12 protein-coding genes are annotated in these 19,515 nt (G+C 64.0%); 5 read left to right on the plus strand and 7 right to left on the minus strand.

Annotated elements, in window-relative coordinates; all coding sequences use genetic code 11:
* Positions 1 to 21 precede the first annotated feature (21 nt).
* Entirely contained in the window at positions 22 to 1,899 is a 1,878-nt protein-coding gene (locus tag EPL01_RS06835) for a S9 family peptidase (protein WP_135824498.1), read from the minus strand.
* Between the two features lie 105 nt (positions 1,900 to 2,004).
* Between EPL01_RS06835 and EPL01_RS06840 the strand changes: the two genes are divergently transcribed.
* Together EPL01_RS06840 and EPL01_RS06845 are read left to right on the plus strand one after the other, a co-directional pair.
* The gene (locus EPL01_RS06840; RefSeq protein ID WP_135824499.1) at positions 2,005 to 3,207 is read left to right on the plus strand and encodes an amidohydrolase; all 1,203 of its coding nucleotides are present in this window, start codon (positions 2,005 to 2,007) and stop codon (positions 3,205 to 3,207) included.
* Positions 3,208 to 3,331: 124 nt separating this feature from the next.
* Positions 3,332 to 5,563 (plus strand): PQQ-binding-like beta-propeller repeat protein, encoded by a 2,232-nt coding sequence (locus tag EPL01_RS06845; RefSeq protein WP_135824500.1) that lies wholly within the window; start codon positions 3,332 to 3,334, stop codon positions 5,561 to 5,563.
* A gap of 60 nt (positions 5,564 to 5,623) precedes the next feature.
* Here EPL01_RS06845 and EPL01_RS06850 read toward each other — a convergent pair whose 3' ends face one another.
* The 4 genes from EPL01_RS06850 to EPL01_RS06865 all read right to left on the minus strand — a co-directional run bounded on the left by EPL01_RS06850 (position 5,624) and on the right by EPL01_RS06865 (position 13,445).
* Entirely contained in the window at positions 5,624 to 7,609 is a 1,986-nt protein-coding gene (locus EPL01_RS06850) for a SpoVR family protein (protein ID WP_135824501.1), read from the minus strand.
* A 31-nt stretch (positions 7,610 to 7,640) separates the two neighbouring features.
* Entirely contained in the window at positions 7,641 to 8,951 is a 1,311-nt protein-coding gene (locus tag EPL01_RS06855; protein ID WP_135824502.1) for a YeaH/YhbH family protein, read from the minus strand.
* 43 nt (positions 8,952 to 8,994) lie between these two features.
* Complete coding sequence (locus EPL01_RS06860) at positions 8,995 to 11,304, minus strand: PrkA family serine protein kinase (RefSeq protein ID WP_135824567.1); 2,310 nt, start codon at positions 11,302 to 11,304, stop codon at positions 8,995 to 8,997.
* 77 nt (positions 11,305 to 11,381) lie between these two features.
* Positions 11,382 to 13,445: a PrkA family serine protein kinase gene (locus EPL01_RS06865; protein WP_135824503.1), complete on the minus strand. Its 2,064-nt coding sequence runs from the start codon at positions 13,443 to 13,445 to the stop codon at positions 11,382 to 11,384.
* Positions 13,446 to 14,027: 582 nt separating this feature from the next.
* On the opposite strand from EPL01_RS06865, the gene EPL01_RS06870 reads away from it, so the two are divergent.
* Both EPL01_RS06870 and EPL01_RS06875 read left to right on the plus strand, forming a co-directional pair.
* Entirely contained in the window at positions 14,028 to 14,423 is a 396-nt protein-coding gene (locus EPL01_RS06870) for a DUF5820 family protein (RefSeq protein ID WP_135824504.1), read from the plus strand.
* A gap of 245 nt (positions 14,424 to 14,668) precedes the next feature.
* Positions 14,669 to 15,118, plus strand: a complete 450-nt coding sequence (locus EPL01_RS06875) for a UPF0179 family protein (RefSeq protein WP_135824505.1) — start codon at positions 14,669 to 14,671, stop codon at positions 15,116 to 15,118.
* A 322-nt stretch (positions 15,119 to 15,440) separates the two neighbouring features.
* Here the strand turns inward: EPL01_RS06875 and EPL01_RS06880 are convergent, their stop codons facing one another.
* Positions 15,441 to 17,222: a M3 family oligoendopeptidase gene (locus tag EPL01_RS06880; RefSeq protein ID WP_135824506.1), complete on the minus strand. Its 1,782-nt coding sequence runs from the start codon at positions 17,220 to 17,222 to the stop codon at positions 15,441 to 15,443.
* A gap of 47 nt (positions 17,223 to 17,269) precedes the next feature.
* Positions 17,270 to 18,550 carry an RNA-guided endonuclease InsQ/TnpB family protein gene (locus EPL01_RS06885; protein ID WP_135824507.1) on the minus strand — a complete coding sequence of 427 codons (1,281 nt, stop codon included), beginning with the start codon at positions 18,548 to 18,550 and terminating at the stop codon, positions 17,270 to 17,272.
* Between the two features lie 417 nt (positions 18,551 to 18,967).
* On the opposite strand from EPL01_RS06885, the gene EPL01_RS06895 reads away from it, so the two are divergent.
* Positions 18,968 to 19,471: a phosphate-starvation-inducible PsiE family protein gene (locus EPL01_RS06895; RefSeq protein WP_135824508.1), complete on the plus strand. Its 504-nt coding sequence runs from the start codon at positions 18,968 to 18,970 to the stop codon at positions 19,469 to 19,471.
* The last annotated feature ends 44 nt before the right edge of the window (positions 19,472 to 19,515 follow it).

Below are 19,515 nucleotides of genomic sequence, written 5' to 3' on the forward strand. Positions count from 1 at the left end.
GCGACGTTCGTATAGTCGCAATCACTCGTCGTCGGGCCGATGCGGCCGACTGCTCCCGTCGTCGGGGTTGACTTCGAGGTACTTGGCGAACAGGTCGGCGACCCGCGAGTAGGCGTCTACGACGTTCTCGCGCTTGAGGAACCCGTGGGGTTCGTCGTCGTAGGTCTGGAACTCGTAGGTCTTGCCGTGCTTGTCGAGTTCCTCGACCAACTGCTCGGACTGGCTGAGGGGGACGCGCACGTCCTCCTCGCCGTGGAGGACCAGCAGGGGTGCCTCGATGTCGGGCACGCTCCGGATGGGACTGGCCTCCCGATAGTTGTCGATGTCGGTCGCGGGGAAGCCGAGTTCGCGCTTCATGAGTCGCCAGCCCACGTCGTCGGTGTCGTCCACGAACGTCTCGTAGTCGTAGACGCCGTAGAAGGCCGCCCCGGCGTCGAAGCGGTCGGTCTTCCCGAGGGCGTTGACCGTCATCAGGCCGCCGCCGCTCCCGCCGAAGATGCCCGCGCGGTCGGGGTCCACCGCGGGGTAGGCGTCGGCCAGCGCGTCGGCGGCGTTGACCACGTCGTCCAAGTCGCCCTCGCCCCACGCGAAGTCGTTGCGATTCCGGAACTCGCGGCCGAAGCCCGACGAACCGCGGTAGTTGGGTTCGATGACGGCGAACCCCTGCCGAGCGAAGTACTGCGCGCGGTAGTTGTACTCGTAGCCGTCGAAGGCGGTCGGGCCGCCGTGGGGGTGGACCAGCAGGGGAATCGAGTCGGGGTCCGCCTCGTCGTGGCCCTCGGGCAGGTAGACCATCGCGTGAATCTCGACGCCACCCGTCGAGTCGTAGGTGATCTCCTCGGGGTCCACGAACCGGGATTCGAGGCCCGCCGGGGGTCGCCCCGCCACGCGCTCGCCGGTCGAGACGTTCCGGACCTCCGGGGGCGTGGTCGGGTCCGCGGCGACTGCGAGAACGTCGCCTTCCCGCCACTCGGGGAAGTAGCGGTCGCCGGGTTCGTCGGTCAGCGCCTCGACCTCGCCCGAGTCGGCGGCGACGGTCCGGATTTCCACCTTCCCGTCTCGGGTGGCCGTGAACGCGAGTTTCTCGCCCGAGGAGTCCCACGAGGGCGCGCCGAGGTCGGTGCCGCGCTCCGCGACGAGTTGCTCCGGCTCCTCTCGGTCGGGACCCGTGAGGTAAATCGCGTCGAACCCGGTCTCGTCGTGGACGAACGCGAGTTCCTCGGAGTCAGAGTCGGAACTGGGCCGAGGCCGGGGCGCGTAGGCGTTCACCGAGTCGCTGGCGAAAACCGGTTCGACCCCGCCGTCCCGACTCACGCGGACGACCTGACTCGCGCGGTCCGTGAGGTCCTCGTGGCGCGTCCGGACCGCGTAGAGGGCGTCGCCGTCGGCCCATCGGGGGTCCTGATAGAGGAACTCGTCGTCGCGCAGGACCTCGACGCGGCGGCCGTCGGCGGAGGCGACCGCGAGGCTTCCGGGCGACCAGTTGTCGGTCACGAACGCGATTTCGTCGCCGTCGGGCGAGAACCGCGGTCCGGCGTCGGCGGCGTCGTGGTTGGTCACGCGGGTCTTCTCGCCGGTCTCGGCGTCCGCGGTCCAAATCGAGAGGCCGTCGTCGTCCTCTCCGGCGTAGGCAATGTTCTCGCCTTCGGGGTGCCAGTCGAACCACCGCGGGTCGAGGTGGGTGTAGCGCTGAGCGAGGAGGCCCCTGCTGGTCAACTTGCGGGTCTCCTCGCCGTCCTTCAGGTAGAGGTCGGTGCGATGCTCGCGGGAGGCGGCGTAGGCGAGGCGATTGCCGTCGGACTCGTTCGGTTCCGGAATCGCCTGCTCGGCCATCTCCGCGGTGACGGCGTCGGCCAGCAGGTCGTCGGATTGGGTGTCTCTGAGGTCGCGTCGGTACATGGCCGTGGTATCGAGTGACGCGGGTTTATTTTCCGGGGTAGCGGCGAGGGTCGGGAGGTACTTCGAACCGAAATCCTCATATCCTCGTTTTCTCACCTTCGAGGTATGCGAGCAATCGTCAATGGGACGGTCCACACGGTGGCGGAGCGAGGAACGATAGACGGCGGCACGGTTCTCCTCGAAGAGGGCGAGATTTCGGCGGTCGGCCCCGACGAGGAGGTCGAGGTCCCCGACGACGCCGAGGTATTCGACGCCGAGGGTGCCCACGTCACGCCCGGCCTCATCGACGCCCACAGCCACGCCGGGATGGCCGAGTGGGGCGAACCCGAGGACGGCGACTTCAACGAGGTCTCGGACCCCGTGACGCCGCAGGTCAACGCCCTCGACGGGTTCCACCCGCGCGACGACGAGTTGAAACACGCCTTCCAAGGCGGCGTGACGACCGTCTCGGCCCGGATGGGGAGCGCGAACGTCGTCGGCGGCATCATCTGCTCGATGAAGACCTACGGCAAGGTGGCCGACCGAATGCTGATTCGGGAGGACGGCATGAAGGCCGCCTTCGGCGAGAACCCCAAGCGGTTCCACGGCGACGAGAAGGACCGCCAGCCGAGTACGCGCCCCGGCGTCGCGGCCACGCTCCGACAGGCCCTGATGGACGCCGAGGACTACGTCGAGCGCCGGGAGTCGGCCCGCGAGGAGGGCGACCCCTTCGAGCGCGATTTGGGGATGGAGAACCTCGCCCGCGTCATCGAGGGTGAGTTGCCCCTGCGAGTCCACGCCCACCGCGCCGACGACATCGCCACGGTGTTCCGCATCGCCGACGAGTTCGGCATCGAGAATTTGTCCATCGAACACGCGACCGAGGGCCACGTGCTGGCCGAGGAGTTCGTCGAGCGCGACGTGCCGGCGGTCGTGGGGCCGACCATCTCCTCGGCCAGCAAGTACGAACTCCGCAACATCACCTTCGAGACGCCGGGCATCCTCCACGACGCCGGGGTCAAGGTCGCCATCCAGACCGACGCGCCGGTCCTGCCCCAGGAGCATCTGGACGTCTGCGTCGGACTGGCGGTCCGCGAGGGCCTGCCGAAGGACGTGGCGCTGAAGACGGTCACGCGCCACCCGGCCGAGATTCTGGGCATCGAGGAGCGCGTCGGGACGCTGGAGGAGGGGACCGACGCCGACCTCGTGGTCTGGGACGGGCCGATGTTCGAGTTGGACTCGGACGCCCAGCAGGTGTTCGTGGAGGGCGAGCGCGTCTACGACAGCGAGCGCGACGACGTTGACCCGCGCGAAGAGTACGCTTGGTAGGATAGAGACATAATTTTATTTTTCTAAGCATTATTTATAATCACTAAAGACGCATTTATATTTCAAAAGTCCGGATAAGTATCCAGTCGAAAATAATTTACGATGGACATAACAACACGGCGGCATGGGAAAATCGCTCTTCTTAGCCGTCGTCCTTCTGTTCTCGATGGCTGTTCCCGTGGGTGCCACCGTGGGCCAGCCAGCGGACCACCACGTGCAGGCGGCGACCGACAGTGACGTTCGAGAGTCGGATCGGACCGAGTGGAACGTTACGGTGAACGAGACGGAACCGGACCTCAACCGTCTCGGCGTTTCCGGCGAGTTCGTGTTCGTCGGTGGGGCGAGCTTCCCCTCTTCGGGACCGACGATCTCGCCCGCCGTTCACGTACTCGTCGGGAACAACACCACGAATCTCGCGGCGACCAAGGTCGTCGCAGACGCCGAGTGGACCGAGGAGAGTTCCAAGCGGTTCGACGGCCGGGTCGTCGGCGACACGCTGGTCGTCCGGTACGGACGGACGATTTCTGCCGTGGCGAAACGAGGCGGAAAGTGGAAGCAGTTCGACCTCGGAACGCTCGACGCGCAGTTCGAGACGATGTTTGCGACGGACTCGGCGGTCTTCGTGGTCAGTAAAGCTGGTATCCGAAAGTACGGCGTCGGGACGAAACCGACGGAACTGGCCCGGTACGAGACCGAGTACGAACTCGAAAGCGCGGACTACGCCGACGGGACGATAACCTTCGAGACCCTCGACGACACCGATTGCGAAGCCGAGGGAGCAAGCGGCTGCTCGGGGGAAATCGACGACGGGTCTCGGTACGGGGCCTTGGACACGGGCCTGAACGAGCGGTGGACGCAGTTCGTCGCAAACGAGTACGTTCTCACCGAGCGAGTCGGCGACCTACTGCTCACGCAGCCCGGAAGCAAGGCCACGTTCTACGCCCGCGACGTGACGACCGGGGAACCGGCGTGGACGTGGGAGGCTCCGAACAGCGGTTACATCGCCGAGCGAATGCGTGGCGACGTCCGCTTCTGGACGAATCACAACCAAGAGTTCATCGTGGACCCCGATACCGGTGACGTGCAGTGGAGCTACCACAACGACGATATTCTCTACGATAGCCCGTCCCGAGTGTTGTTGCACGTCGATGGCGAGTACGTCCTCAGAAACCACTCTACCGGCGAAGTTCTGGCCCGCCATTCCGGACCGGAACCGCCGAGGCTGGACTCGTGGAAGTGGAACAGCGTCGCAAAGATAGACGGCGGGGCGTATCTCTCGTTCACGGTGGACCCGGCACCGACCCGCGTGTTCGTCAACACGACGACCGGTGAAACCGCGACGACGTTCGACCCGCCGGAGCGAGTCGTGACCGCCTACGAGAAGGCCGAGGAGTTGCCCGACGAACTGCGCTATCTGACCTACTCCGTCGAGACGATGGGACCGCCGGGAAGCTTCTCCATGGCGGTCAGCATTCGCGGGGAGACGAACACCTCCGACCTCTACAAGACGAGCGTCTTCGCCCATCCGACCGACCGCGAGTGGTTCGAAGTCGAAGGCGACTCCTCCGGTCGCAATCTGGCGGTCGGGTCGATGGTCCAGACCGACGGAGTACTCCTGTACACGACAGTCGAAGAGCAGTCGGAAGCCGAGGGCGTGCGGCGATTCGAGGAGGTCCACGTCAGGAGCCTCAACGGGACGTATCTGGGACGAGCCACCTTCTACCGGACGGACCTCGGTAAACCGATGCCCGAGAGCAGGGAGATACCGGGGCGGTCGCTCGACAATCAGTACAACGAGAATCTGACGCGGGAGAACTACCAAGTCCAGATGGCCGCCAGCGGTCCGAGCGGTGAAGTGCAGTACGTCGAACCGTACGGCCACGAGGGAGACCGCCGGAAAGTCCTCCGGTTCGGAATCGAGGAGGTCTCCCCCGAAAACGTGACCGCGAGCGTCGAAGTCTCCTGTGGTGACGGCGGACCGCAGGCAGTGCTGAACAATCCCACGTCGATGCCGCTCGTGTACTCGGTCGGCGGTGTCGCCGACGAGGTGAGGGTCGGAGCCGACGAGTCGCGGACGGTCGAGCTTTCGGACGACGGAGAGTACACGTTCGAGGTCGGGACGACCCTCGGTGACCCTGTCGAGTTAGAGTTCGCGGCCTCCGGCGATAGTTCGGTCGAGGGCGACACGGTCGTCACGGACTGCGGTCAGAAGAGTGCGAAAGCGATGGCGGACGAAACCCGCTCGGCGGACGATACTTCGGGGACCGACGGGTCGGTTCCGGGATTCACCCCGCTGGCGTCGGTCCTCGCGCTCCTGATAGTGTTCGGTCTCGGATACGTCGTGCGGGAAGGGTAGGACTTTCGTTTCTCTTTCTGCTGTCGGGAATAGTTGGCCGGAAAACCAGCGATGATTCTGTTACGCCAGCCAGTCCACGGGCTTGGTGTCGTAATCGACCTCCGTCGCAGCGATGTCCTCGACTTCGCTCCACGGCAGGTCCTCCATCGTGAATTGCTCGCCGTCGTAGCGCAGGAGCTTGCCGACCTCCTCGGGTTCTGGCTCGCGGTCGCGTCGGCGGGCGATTTCGGCGTCCCTGTCGTCGACTTCCTTCACGATGGTCTTGAGGTTCACCGGGCGACCCCAGAGGTCGAAGACGCGCTCTAAGGTCCGCTTGGCCTGCTCTACGTCCAGCATCACGCCGTTGTAGTGGTGGCCCAACAGCAGTTCGTTGCGGTTGTTGTAGTTACCGTCGTACACCGCGATGGTGGGCTTGCCGAAGTTGGTGAACTGGAGCATCAGCTTCTTCTTGACGTCCTCGTAGTCCGTGCTGGCGACCCGGTAGTCGCCCGTGGTCTGGCTGAACTCGTAGGTGAAGTACTGGTTGTCGTTGACGAACTCCTGAGTCAGGTAGCTGTCGAGGAAGGTCACGTCGTTGTTCGAGGCCCGCACGTCCCGCATCTTGTCCCAGCCGGTGGCGTAGTCCACGTCGGCGATGGCCTCCTCGACCGAATCGAATCGGGCGTCGTCCACGATGTAGCGCGCGAACTGCTCCAAGTCCTGCTGGGCGACCGACCGGAGGAACCCGCGGTTCTGGCGCTTGCACAGCGAGAAGTGCCGTTCCGCGAGGCCCCGGTAGGTCAGGACCTTCCACGGGTATCGCTCGATGTCGATGTCCCCCTCCTTCGCGGCGTCGAGCGCCTCCCCGTCCACCTTCTCCGGCGCGAGGTCGTCCAACTCGTCCAGATTCTCGGGGTCGATGCTGTCGATTCGCGGGTCGGGCGCGAGCAAGTCCTGCACCCGCTCGAAGTCCACGGTGTCGTGGAAGTTGCGCCACGTGACGCCCTCGACGCGCAGGAGCTTCCGGCAGACCTCCCGGCGGTTCTCGGTGTTCTCGATGTACTCCCACAGCTCCTTGCCGAGCTGGTAGGGGTTCAGCCCCGGCGAGTTGAGGACGCGCGCTTGGTGGTCGGCGTAGCTCAGGAACTCGTCGTCCCCGGCGAAGGCCTCCTCGCCCATCATCATCGACTCCCAGTAGGCGGCCCACCCCTCGTTCATGACCTTCGTCAGCTTCTGGGCCGCGAAGTAGTAGGACTCGGCCCGGAGCATCTCCAAGACCTCGCGCTGCCACTCTTCCATCTCCTCGGCCTTCTCTGTCTCCTCGTCGTAGGCCTTGCCGTGGTCCCGGAGGAAGGCCAGCACGTCCATCTCGGGTTCGTCCAACTCGGCGGCGTCGGCCTGCTCGTCCATCCACTCCTCGTCGAACACTTGGCGCTTGACCTCCTCCGAGAGGTCCATCTCGTCTAACTTCTCGGCCAACTCGTCGTTCTCGATTTCTTCGTCGTCGTCGCCTCTCTGCTCGTACTGGCGCTTGAACGGTTCGTGCTGGTCGATGTTGTCTTCGAGACACAGCACGCTGTCTATCCACTGCTCGACCTCCTCGCGGTCGATGTCCGAGTCGGCCATGTACTCCTCGATGCGCCGGGCGTGGCGTTCGAGCATCGCCGCGGCGTCCAACTCGTCGGCGAACATCCGGTACCACCGGTTCTCGGCGAAGAAGTCGCTGTGGGCCTCGACGTGGGTGATGACCGCCTTCTGGTCGGCGACGGCGTTGGACTCCTGGAGGAAGGCGTGGGACGGGTCGTCGTTGATGACGATTTCGAAGGCCTTCCCGCCGGTGTACTGGCCCTGCTTCTGCTGGCGGTCGTACTGCATGCCCCATCGCCAATGGGGGTAGCGCTCTTGGAACCCGTTGTACGCGATGAGTTCGTTCATCTCGTCGTAATCGACCACCCAGTAGTTCACGTCGTAGGGGTCGAGGCCGAGCTTGTGGGCCAGATTTCTGGCCTCGTCGGCCGGTTCCTGTAGCGGTTCCGCCGCCTGCTTGGTTCGGGGTCGCTCTCTCATGCTGTGGCCTCCTGACTGTCGTTACTGCGAATCACGATTCGGCCTCCGTGCTGAGGATTTCGTAGATGGCGTCGGTCACGTCCTCGGGGCTGTTGACGAAGCTCACCGCCACCTCCGAGGAGTCGCCGAAGTAGTCTTGGACCTCCTCGGCGTGGGTCGCGTTGATGGCCTTCCCGTCGGGTTGAGTCTCGACGTAGGCGTGGAGGTTCGCCGGAATCTCCTCCATCATCGGGATGACGTTCTCGCTGGTGTCGTTGCGGGAGTTCTCGCTGTCGCCCGCCGCGAACACGTAGCGGTTCCAGTCGGTCCAGGGGTAGCGCTCGTCCAGAATCGCGGCGGCGAGTTCGTAGGCCGACGAGATTTTGGTCCCGCCGCCCGACCGAATCCCGAAGAACTCGTCGCGCTCGACCTCCCACGCCTCGGCGTCGTGGGCGATGTAGACGAACTCGGCGTTGTCGTACTTGCCCGTCAGGTACCAGTCCAGCGGCGTGAAGGTGCGCTCGACCAACTCGCGCTTCTTCTCGCGCATCGACCCGGACACGTCCCGGATGTTGACGACGACGACGTTCTTCTCGCGCTCCTCGATGATTTCGGGGTAGCGGTAGCGCTCGTCCTCCTTCCGGAAGGGGACGTGGCTGATGCCCTCCTCTTTGATTTTCTGGGCGGTACTCCGACGGGTGACGTTCTCCTCGACCTCCTCGATGGAGGACCACTCGGTCTTCTCGTCGTCGGGAATCTGGCTGTAGGCTTCTTCGAGCCAATGCTTCGAGACGTTGATGGCGTTCTCTCTGGCCCACGAGAACGTCTTGTCCGGTCCCCAGCCGTCGATTCGGAGGACCTCCTTCAGGAACTCCGGGTCGAAGTCCATCGCCAGCTTTCGTTTGAGGCCCTCCTTGAACATCCGCTCGAAGTCCAGCGTCGAGTCGGGACCCGTCCGGGTCATGTCGGTGAAGTCGCCTTCCTTCTCCTCGATGACCTCCTTGCCCTTCGGTTCCAAGTCGAGGCCCAACTCGTCGTCCAACTCCTCGGCGAACTCCTCGGGGTCCATCTCGTAGTAGTCGTGGTCGCCCGACTCGTCGCCGGGGTCGCCCTCCTCGTCGCCGTCGCCGGGTTGTGGCTGTGGCTCGCCGACGGGGTCGCCCACGTCGGGTTCGCCCTGCCCGATGCCGCCCTCGTCCCGCTGGTCGTAGGCGAACTCCGGCAGGTCCACGATTTTGATGGGGATGTTGATTTCGTCGGGCAGGCTCTGGCCGAGGTCGCCGTACTGGATGAAGTCGGCGAGGTCTTGGCGCTTGGCTTCCCCGACCTCACGATACCGCTCTAAGTCCTCTCTCAGTCCCATTCCTGAATCACCTTGCTTGGTCCCGCCAGCCGGGACACGCTGTTCAGTCCCATTTGTAACTCACCTGCCCCATGACGTGCTGGCTGGTCAACTCGGCCGACGCCTCGCTGTAGCCGAACATCTCTACCATGTTCTGAACCGTCTCTTCCTTTACTTTAGCCGTCTCCGTATTGCTCGGCGGGTCGGACCAATGGTTCGGGTCGAAGTCCTCGTAGACCCGACGCACGTCGTCCCAGTCGTAGTTGGCCAGCACCGTCTTGATGATGGGAATCTCCTTGGGGTCGATGTCCGTCACGGAGAAATCCTCGTCGCGGTTCTCCCACGCGTGGCGGTTCAAGGCCGTGATGACCTTGTTGCGCCGGAACTCCTCGACCGCCGGCGAGGGGCCGTGGTTCGGGCCGTAGCTCTCGGGCGAGAACCGCCCGAGGTGGTCGGTCTCGAACACCTTCATCTTCAAGGCGTCGGGTTCGACGCGCTCGCCCCGGTCGTTCTCGACCTGCTCGTCGGTGGCCCACGCGTAGACGTGTTCGATGTACTCCTCGACGGTGTCCTCGTCCACCCGCTTGTCGCGCATCATCGCGTCCAGCACGTCCTCCTCCTGTTGCTGGAAGACGTGGTTCTTGACGGGCACGAGGCGGTTCTCGTACTCGGTGCGCTCGGCGGTCGAGAACACGGGCGCGCCGGTCAGGTCCTCGGCCATCGCGTTCAGGATGTCTCGGGGCATGATGACCTCCTCGACCGCGTACTCGACGTGGTGGCGCTCGCTCTCGTCGTTGAGGAGGTCGGCGATCACGTCCCGCGTGTAGGTCACGGGGATGCCCTGCTCGCCGTCGTCGGGGTCGTCGCCGAACTCGAAGTCGTCCTTGTCGAGGCGGTCGTCGCCGTCCAGCAGGTAGCCCCGGTCGAACAACTTGGCCTTGTCCACCAGGTCGAGTCCGGCGGGCACGTCCTCGCCGTCGAGGCGGGTCACGACGCTGTAGAGCGCCGCGGCCTCGATGGCGTGAGGAGCCAACTCGCGCTCGCTGACGCCGGCGGCGTCCTCGTCCCGCCGGACGCTGACCGAGAGGGGTTCCCGAATCAGGTTTTCGAGTTCGTCGTAGCTCTCGGCCTGCCAGACGTCGGTCTCGTTGGTCAGTTCCCGGCGGATGAGTTCCGCTTCGAGGCTCAGGTTGGTCAGGTACTTGAACCGCCGCCGGTCGAGGCGGCGCTTCAGGGCCTTCAGGGGGTCTGCGCCCCCGGCCTCGGCGTGCTGGTTGAGTTGGGCCTCCAAGTCGGGGTTGGAGATGATGAGCAACTGGGTGTCGATGTCCATCTGGATGCCCTTGTCCAACTTGACCGTCTTCTCGTCGGGGACGTTGAGCAACTTCTGGAGGAGGTCGGCGTGCTGGGCGGCGTCCTCAACGATGGTCAGCAGGCCGTTGCCCTGCGAGAGGACCCCGTCGTAGCTGAACGCTTGGGGGTTCTTGCGCCCCCGCGAGTCCAACTCCTGCAACATCCCGCGCATCCACGACCCGACCAACCGCTCTTTGGGCGGGCCGGAGTCCTCGGAGTGTAACACCCCGATGCCGTGGCCGATGTCCACGACGTAGTTTTTGACTCGGAGGTGGTTCTCGTCGGTGATGGCCGAGAAGAGGTCGTCCTCGCCCGTCCGGCGGTACTGCTCTTCGAGGTAGTCGTAGGCCTCTCGACTGAAGGGGTCGAGGTCGCTATCGATTTTCACGTCGATGTGGTCGGCGACGCCCTCGTTGACCTGCCGGAGGATGCGCTCGCGCACCTCCTCGGGGAACACCGTCAGGGGATTGGTCTGGACCGGACTCTGGAACCAGTTCTCCTCGTCGGCGGCGGCGCGCTCCTCGCCGTAGCTCAGGCCCTTCGCTTCGGTCGCGCTGGCGATGTTCCACTCGATGGTGTATCGGCGTCCCGCCTCGGTCTTCGAGAACTCCCGGAGTCCGTTGACGAGACACCGCTTCAACTCCGATTTGCCGGTCGCGGTCGGGCCGTCGAACCAGATGATTTTCTCGGCCTTGCCCCGCTCCGCGGCGATGGACCGCAGGTCGTCCACGAAGGCGTTCAGCACCTCCGTGTTGCCCAAGATTGCGTGTTCGCCGTCGTTGGCGGGGTCGTCGAAGAACTTGTATCGCTGTTTCTCCTCGCCCTCCTCGATGACGGTCCGGGTACCCATGGATTCGATGGCTTCCAGCAGGTACTTGCTGGCGTGGGCCGCGACTGTCGGATTTCGGAACGCCTCCTCGACGAACTCGTCGAGGCGCTTTGGCTCCTCGTAGGTCTCGCGGAGTTCGCGGTCGGCCGCCTCGATGAACTGCTGGCCGTCGGGTGCCTCGTCGGGGTCCAGTCCCTCTCGGCGGTCGGGAGACTCCTCGCGGCCAGTGTCGTCGCGGCCGGTCCGGTCGTCGTGGCCGGTCGCCACGGTTAGTCCTCCATCTCCGCGCGGGCGACTTCCGCACCGGCGAACTCCAGCACCTCCTTCGCGCCGTCGCGGGAGTAGCCCTGGTCGATGAGCGCGTCTATCCAGGCGTTCTGCTCGTCGTCGTCCATCTCGTTACTCGACACCAGCGCCGAGAAGTTGATGTTGTGCTTCTTGTCCTCCCAGAGCTTGCGTTCCAGCGCGCGGCGCAGGCGGTCGTTGTCCTGCGGGTCGAAGGGCGACCCCTCGCGGGCGCGCCGGGAGACCCAATTGCTCACTTCCTGGCGGAAGTCGTCTTTGCGGTCGCGCGGGATGTCGAGTTTCTCCTCGACCGCCCGGAGGAAGCTCTCGTCGGGTTCCTGCTCGCGGCCCGTGAGTTCGTCCTCGACCGTATCGTCGTCGATGTAGGCCATCACGTGGTCCATGTACTTCTCGCCCTGGCGCTGGATTTCCTCGATGTCGTAGGCCAGCGCGTGGCGGACGTCCTCGATGGCGCGGTCCTTGTACTCCTCGCGGACCATCTCGAGGTAGCGGTAGTAGGTCTCGAAGTTCTCCTCCGGAATGGAACCGTGGTTTTCGAGGTTCTCCTCGAAGTGGTTGAACACCGAGAGGGGACTGAGGAACCCGCGGTCGCGGTGAGTCGAGTTCATGATCGCCTCCGCAATCTCGTCGCCGATGAACCGGGCCGAAACCCCTTCCATGCCCTCGCCGATGTCGGCGGACTCCTCGCCCTCCTCGCGGAGCTTTTTGACGTCCACGTCCTCGCCGTCCTTGATTTCCCCGTTGTAGGCCTTGACCTTCTGCATCAGGTCCACCATCTCGCTGTCGGGTTCCTCGATGCGAGTCAGGACGCCGAACAGTCCTGCCATTTCGAGGGTGTGAGGTTCGATGTGAACGTCGGGCACGTCGGCGTTGAACAGCATCTTCCGGTAGATTTCGGCTTCCTCCTCGTACTCGAGGACGTAGGGGAAGTCGATGCGCTTGGTCCGGTCGTTGAACGCCTCCATCTTCTCGTCGCCCTTCTTGTCCCGGTACTCGGGCATGTTCGTCCGGCCGACGATGACCTGGTCGATGTCGATTCGGGGGTTGTTCTTCGGCTTGATGGTCTGTTCCTGCGTGGCGTGGAGGAAGTCGTACAGGAACTCCCGCTGGAGCTTCAGTAGCTCCTCCCCGGAGAAGATGCCCCGGTTGGCGTTACAGAACGCCCCGGAGTAGTCGAACGCGCGGGGGTCGGACTCGCCGTAGATGGCGATTTTCGAGTAGTTGACGTCGCCGGTCAACTCGGTCTCGTCCTGATTCTTCTTGTCCTTCGGCTCGAAGGTCTCGACCGCTTGGCGCTTGTTCTCGTCGGCGGTCAGGCGGATGACCTCGACGTGGTTCTCCAGCACCTGCTGGATGTCGTCGTCGTAGTACGCCAGCAGTTCGTCCATGTAGAACGCCGACGCGGGGTCGAGGCTCTGCTCGTTCTGGATGGTGTAGGGCGCGTCGAGGTTCTCGTTCAGGTCGTCGATGACGCGCTGGCGCTGTTCGAGCGGCAGGAGGACCAGCGGGTCCTGATTCATCGGCGACCGGACCGTGTCGTCGGCGGGGTCCTGGTCGTGAATCACGTCGCAGAGGTTGGTCCACTTGTAGGTGTACATCCGGCCCTCGTCGCTGAGGGTGTAGTCCTCGAAGTAGGTCCGGACCTGTCGGTCGAAGTCGGACTTCCCGGACCCGACCGGGCCGAGGAGCAACTTGATACGCTTCTCCGGGCCGAGACCTCGCGCGCCGGACTTGACCTTGTTGACGAACTCGTGGATGGCGCGGTGGATTTCGTGGCCGTAGAAGGTGTTCTCCCCGTCGTGGAGCGGGTCCTCCGAGGCGAGGAGGTACTCGACTACCCCGGCCTCCTCGTCGTACTCGGTGCCGTAGTAGTCGAACATGTCGGCCACTCGCTGGTGGGCGTTTCTGGCGATTTTCGGGTCGTCGTACACCTCCTCCAAGTACCTGTCGAAGGACTTGGTCTCACGGAGGTCTTCGGGCATCGATTCCTGGTAGCGCTGGCTGAGTTCTTCGAGTGTTTCTGTCATCGTATCACGCTTGTTGGGAGAGGCGAGAGAGGCGAACGGCTGACCGGTGGTTCGGCATTTCGCGGTCGAGATATGTGGTAGGTAGACACGCACAAATGTTTATCGGCCTCTATGGCAAGTGACAACTCATCCCATTCGCGGCGCTCCCGCCGCCGCTTTCCCACCCCGGAACTTCGTTCGGTCTCGCTCGCGTGCGAGACGCCGTCTTGCTGGCCGGACATGTGCGTGCCATCCCCACTCCCCATTCACGGCGACAAGACGGCGGAGGGCGACGAGTTCGGGCGGTCGTGAATGGGCGTCGGTATGTTAGTCTGTACCGCGTGGGTCGCTACCACCGATACTATTTAATGGATGGGATGAAGCGATATATAATTGTTGGCGCATACCATGGGAGTGTATGACTGAATTAACGCCCCGGGTCGGTCACGACTATACCCGGTGATGGGTGTCGGTCGCGCGCGCTTCTCGGTGTCGAACGGTACCATATATCACGTTTAAATAGGGGCCGACGCTGGCGGCGTTCGGACGCTCTCCTCGCCCGCGACCGGCAGGTCCTTACCCGACAGGCCCCAATCGCCGGGCGTGACCGAACGCGACTTGCCCGAGGGCTGGACCGTCTGGAACGACGAACCCGGCGGGCGACAGGTGCTGGCCTACCGCCCGGACGTGTTCGACACCGAGCAGTTCCCGCCAGCGTGCCTCCCCACGCTCTACGTCGCCGCGGGTGCGCCGAACCGCCCCGCCGCCGAGTCGGAACTCAACCCGACCGAGGTCTGGCGCGTGGAGTTCTTCCTCGAACCCGAGGTCGAGATGGTCCCGGCGCGAACCTTCGACACCCGCGAGGAGGCGCTGGAGGGTGCCCGCGAACTCGCCGACGAGTTCGCTCGCGGCGACCTCGACTACCGCGGCGCGTATCAGGTCCCGCGCGACGACTATCTGGACGAGTTGGACGAGTTGACAGGCGGCGACGGCGAGTGACAGTTTCCAGTCGGGGCGCGCTCGGTGGACCAAACCACGAGGATGCGCTCGGCCGACCAACCGCCAGCGAAAGCCCGATGACACAGTCGATGTGGGCGGGGGCTTCAAGAAACGTTCACGACTATGATTCTGCGGTCAGGATTCGATATTCCGGGAGTACCAGTATCCAAACAAGCGTTTTCCAATCCGTCCTCTCACTCTGTCGTGACGAGAGCCTTAACCCGGAGGCCCGCATACGCCCCGTCATGTCATCCATAACCCTCATCGGAACCCGCCTCGCCGAAGCCGGACAGGAGTTCGTCTATCGGGGCGAGGCCGCCGCCTGCGAAGGCTGTCCCTACCGCGACCAGTGCCTGAACCTCTCAGAAGGCGTCCGCTACCGCGTCAGCGACGTGCGGGAGGGTGCCCAGACCCTCGACTGCGGCGTCCACGACGCCGGGGTCACGGCGGTCGAGGTCGAGCCGGTCGGCGTGAAGGCCAACGTCCCGGCGAAGAACGCCTACGCCGGGAGTAAGGCCAGTCTGGCGGGACCGTGCCCCCACACCGAGTGCCCGAGCCACGAGTTCTGCGAACCCGCGGGTGCGGACTTCGACGAGGACTACCAGATTGCGGAGATTCTGGGCGACCCGCCACACGACTACTGCATGCTGGACCGAGACCTGACGCTGGTCGAGTTCGCGCCGGAAGAGGAGTGAGATAAAACGTATCTAGCGGTGTTTTAGAAATATTTTCGTGTTTCTAATGACAATATTTCTTTCCATATCCGACTTTAGTGGCCTTCTGTCACAACCGAGGGCGACCGCGCACCGGAACCGCGGGCCACGCCCTCCCCAACCGATTGCGTTGCTCGCTTTGCTGTCTCCGAAAATCTCCGATTTTCGGGATGACGAGAGAGTTTCACTCGCTCGAACCACGCTACTCATCCCTCGCGCGAGGATGGCAGACACCCGTGGTCTGCCAGCGCGCGCCGACAATCCTTGAGTCGGCACCTCGAACAAAACGAATCTCGCTTCTCGGTCAAAACTCCTCCAGATACCCCGCGAACGCTTCCGCCGCACGCTCGTAGGGGTCGGCGCTCGTCACGTCGACGCCGAGCGCGTCGAACTGGTCCAGCAGGTCCCGCTGGCCCGTGTTTCGGAGGAAATCCCGGTATTCCGCCGGGGTGAGGCTCCCCTCGCGGAGTCGGTCGCGGACCACCAGCGCGCCCGTCGCGCCGAGGACGTACTGGAAACTGCTGTAGGGCGGTCGCAGGCCCCTGCCGAGCCAGTTCCGGCCCGCGCGGTCCTCGTAGACCACGTCCGGCCGGAACTCCCCGAGGAGGTCGGCGTAGACCTCGCGGATGCGCTCGGCGGAGAGGCTCTCGCCGTCCTCGACCGCGGTGGCGAGGCGGTGGTCGAACGCCGACCCCATCGCCGACCCGTAGAGGTTGCCGCCCAGAAACTCCAGCAGGCGGTTCTTCGCGTGGGCGGCGAGCGCGCCGCCCTCCTCCAGCCAGTACTCGGCCAGCAGAATCTCGTGGAGAATCGACGGAATCTCGCAGATTGCGGTCGGGCAGGTCGCGTATCGGGTCGGTCCCTCGCTGTAGTAGGCGGCGTTGAGCGCGTGACCGAGTTCGTGGCAGACGTACGAGGCGGTGCGCGCGTCCTCGCGGTAGTTCGCCAGCACGAACGCGCCGTCTTCCGCCGAAGACGGGCAGTAGGCCGGGATGTCGGTGCGCTTGTTCCGGGTCGGGAAGGCGTCGATGCGGCGCTCTTCGAAGAACGACCGCGCGCGAGAGACGTACTCCTCGCCGAGGGGTTCGAGCGCGCCGAGGACGTCGGCCTTCGCCTCGTCGTAGGGAACCTCGGGGTCCGGCGCGTCGGCAATCGAGACGTTGAGGTCCCACGGTCGTAGCTCCGCGACCCCCAACCGCTCGCGGCGCACCGATTGGGCGCGGTGGTACGGCCCCAAGTTATCCCGAACCGCCGACAGCATCGCGTCGTGGACCGCGCCCGGCAGGTTGGGTTCCAGCCCCGACTCGGGGTAAGTCTCGCGGAAGTCCCGATCCCGAATCGAGTCGTACCCCCGGACCTCGACCTCGGTACTCGCGGCGGCCAGCTTCTCGGCGTAGGCCCGCGCGAGGACGTTCTCGAAACGGTCGAACTCCTCGCGGTAGGTTTCGTACACCCGACGGCGATAGTCGCGGTTCGGGTGAGTGACCTCCTCGCGGTAGTTGCCGTACCGGAGCGCAACCTCCGTTCCGTCCGGCCGCTCGACGCTCGCCGGGTCGAAGTCCTCGGTCGTCACCTCACGAATCACCCGGGTCGGCGCTGACCGGGCCTCGCCGTGGGCCGCGATGGCCTCCTCGGCGTCGGGCGACCGGACGCGCTCGGCCCGCTCGCGGAGGTGTTCGGCGTATCGGCGGTAGTCGTCGTCAAGTTCCGCCACGAACGCGTCGAGGCGGTCGGCGTCGGTCTCCCGCAGTCGGCGGAGCGCGCTCCCGACCGCTGGCTCGAACGCGGATTCGAGGGTTCGGAACTGGCGCTGGAGGTCGTCGGCCTCCTCGGACTCGGTGTTGACGTTGCCGTAGAGCGTGGCGTAGAGGTCGAGGCGCTGTTTCCGGCGGTAGCAGTCCTCGACGCGTTCGAGGAGCGCCCGGAGGTCGGCCGCGGTGTCGAGCGACCGGTCGGCGCTGGATTCGAGCGCGTCGAGTGCTTCGCGGAGCGCCGCCGCGGCGTCCTCCCACTCGGCTGGCGAGGCGAAGATTCTGGTCAAGTCGAAGCGATACTCGGGGTTCACGTCGTCTCTGGCTGTTGACATCCTCCCGGCCATGACGGGCGAGGATTCCCGCGTTGGGATATTGTGGTTTACGACGTGACGTGTTCTTGAGGTGCAACCGCACCAGTTTCCTTGTCAAACAGGTACGTCGATGGCTGTGCCAACCAGCCGTTACTCCTATCTCCCCCATCACAGGCGAGACTCGGAGATACTTTCTGTCGAATGTTCTCAGCACCGTTCACGTCTGCGTTTGCCACCGTCCCGCAGCTATCACACACGTACAATCCGCGTTCAATTCGGTTCGCATCACATTTCTGACCACAGTACGAACACGACTTCGACGTATCGCGCTCAGACACCTGCTCAACCTCGATACCTTCCATCTCTGCTTTGTACGTCAGCAGGTTGGTGAAGCGGTCGAACGCCCACGAATGCAGGTTGAGGTTGCCGTGCTTTCCCCAGTTTTTCGACTCGCCGTTCTCCTCGTCCTCACGGATACCGGAGAGGTCGCCCACCACAATCGTCCCGACTCCCTCCTCCACGCATCGGTCAACGATGTGTTTGGAGAGCGTGTGGAAGTAGTGGGTGCGGCGAGCCGACTTTTTGTGATTTAGCCGCGTGGCCTGTTCGGAGTCCGAGTCGTCACACCGGGCGAGACGCTTGCTGAAGTAGTAGTCGTCCTGCTTCAGACAGTTGAGTGGATACAACTCGGCATGGCCGTCTTCGTAGGCAAGGGCGGCGAAGTTGCTGATACCAAGGTCGATGCCCACGGTCTTCTCGCCGGGTGATTCTGACACTTCGATTTCAACTTTGCAGACGAAGTGCAGTTCCCATTCATCGCCCGTCCAGACGGCTCGAACCTGTTGGACGTTCTCCACGGTGGAGAGGTCAACGTCGGGTCTAGTTCGGTATTCACAGAGGATGAAGTCCGACCAGTAGTTTTTGAGGTTCGAGCCTTTGGAGAGTCGGACGCGATTGTACTGGGTATCGAGTTTGAAACTCATCTGCTTGAACGTGACTGTGCTTCGGGGATGTTCGTCGCCGTGTTTGCGGTAGCCGGGCGGGTTTGCGTTCGTGTCTCCGTTGCGTCGGTTGGCGTACCAGCCGGTGAACGCCTCAGCGAGTTCCTGAAGAACACGCTGACTTGACTGAGAATGGAGGTCATCGTAGCGTTCGTGGCTCTTGAGGTACGCGGTGAGTTCGTCGTGGTCTGGGATGTAGCCGATTTCGTCCCAGACTCGACTGATTGTCCACCGGCCGACGTTCCAGAGTTTCGAGGCTGAGAACCCGAGCGAATCCAGGTCGTCGGACACCTGTGGCTGGTTCCGGATGGACGCCGTGTAGGTGCGAGTGACGACCTGCTTCGCAATATTTTGCCTATATAGGCAATATTACTTAAGAGTTCCGAGAAGCGGGGAATATCCTGCCGTGCCATCGAACGGTGGTTTGTGAAGGGTCGTGTCGGATTTATCCTCGCCCTGAACGGCGGGGCTTTCTCCTTGACTCTTCGTAAACTCATGGCTGTCTGGTGTAACTCGATTCAGAAGCGATACTGGCGACTGACCGAACGCTGGCCGAGCGGGGCGAACGCCGGTCGAGCGAAGCGAACGTTGGCCGAGCGGAACGAACGCCGGTCGGGAGAAGTTAGCGGGTCATCGGTCGCCTGCCGTTGTCCGGAGTTATCTCGCCGGGGTGATAATTCTATCCCTCGAACCGGTCGCGTTCGGACGCCGACGAATCCGCCGCGAGAGACCTAGATTCTTTGTCCTGTAGTCCTTGCCACGTGTATGGCCGCCGACGAGGAGTCCCCCGAAGGGGAGGTTTCCGGGGAACAGGTTTCGGCGTCCGACCCGTTCCCGGAGCGACTCCTCGGGGTCAGCGAGTCGCTGATTCGGTACGTCGAAGTCGTCGCGGCGCTGGTGCTGGTCGCGCTGTTCGCCATCGGCGTCTTCGACCTCGGGTTACAGATTCTCCAAAGCGCCATCAGGGGAGACATCACCGACCCCCTCGTCGTCGTGAGCTTCATCGACACCGCGCTGTTGCTGTTCATCATCGTGGAGGTCTACCAGACCGTCGTGGCCTACACGCAGGAGAGCGAGACCCGCCGCATCGTCCGGTTGGTCATCTACACCGGGGTCATCGCCATGGTCCGGAAGGCCATCATCTTCCGGACCGGCGAGTACGGGTCCGAGCGCGCCGCGCTGTTGGCCTCGGCCGCCTACACGCTCATCATCGTCGGCCTCGCCGTGTTGCTCCTCGTGGAGCGGCGGAGTGGCGAGGAGATACTGTGAGGAGCGACTCGACGGACGCAAGGTTATTTTAGACGTGGGGCACT

This window comes from Halorussus ruber (genome assembly GCF_004765785.1).
In the GTDB taxonomy this organism is placed as follows: Archaea; Halobacteriota; Halobacteria; order Halobacteriales; family Haladaptataceae; genus Halorussus; species Halorussus ruber.

Coding starts and splice junctions, on each gene's coding strand:
- EPL01_RS06835 (WP_135824498.1), bottom strand. CDS start 1,899: ATGTACCGACGCGACCTCAGAGACACCCAATCCGACGACCTGCTGGCC.
- EPL01_RS06840 (WP_135824499.1), top strand. CDS start 2,005: ATGCGAGCAATCGTCAATGGGACGGTCCACACGGTGGCGGAGCGAGGA.
- EPL01_RS06845 (WP_135824500.1), top strand. CDS start 3,332: ATGGGAAAATCGCTCTTCTTAGCCGTCGTCCTTCTGTTCTCGATGGCT.
- EPL01_RS06850 (WP_135824501.1), bottom strand. CDS start 7,609: ATGAGAGAGCGACCCCGAACCAAGCAGGCGGCGGAACCGCTACAGGAA.
- EPL01_RS06855 (WP_135824502.1), bottom strand. CDS start 8,951: ATGGGACTGAGAGAGGACTTAGAGCGGTATCGTGAGGTCGGGGAAGCC.
- EPL01_RS06865 (WP_135824503.1), bottom strand. CDS start 13,445: ATGACAGAAACACTCGAAGAACTCAGCCAGCGCTACCAGGAATCGATG.
- EPL01_RS06875 (WP_135824505.1), top strand. CDS start 14,669: ATGTCATCCATAACCCTCATCGGAACCCGCCTCGCCGAAGCCGGACAG.
- EPL01_RS06880 (WP_135824506.1), bottom strand. CDS start 17,222: ATGTCAACAGCCAGAGACGACGTGAACCCCGAGTATCGCTTCGACTTG.
- EPL01_RS06895 (WP_135824508.1), top strand. CDS start 18,968: ATGGCCGCCGACGAGGAGTCCCCCGAAGGGGAGGTTTCCGGGGAACAG.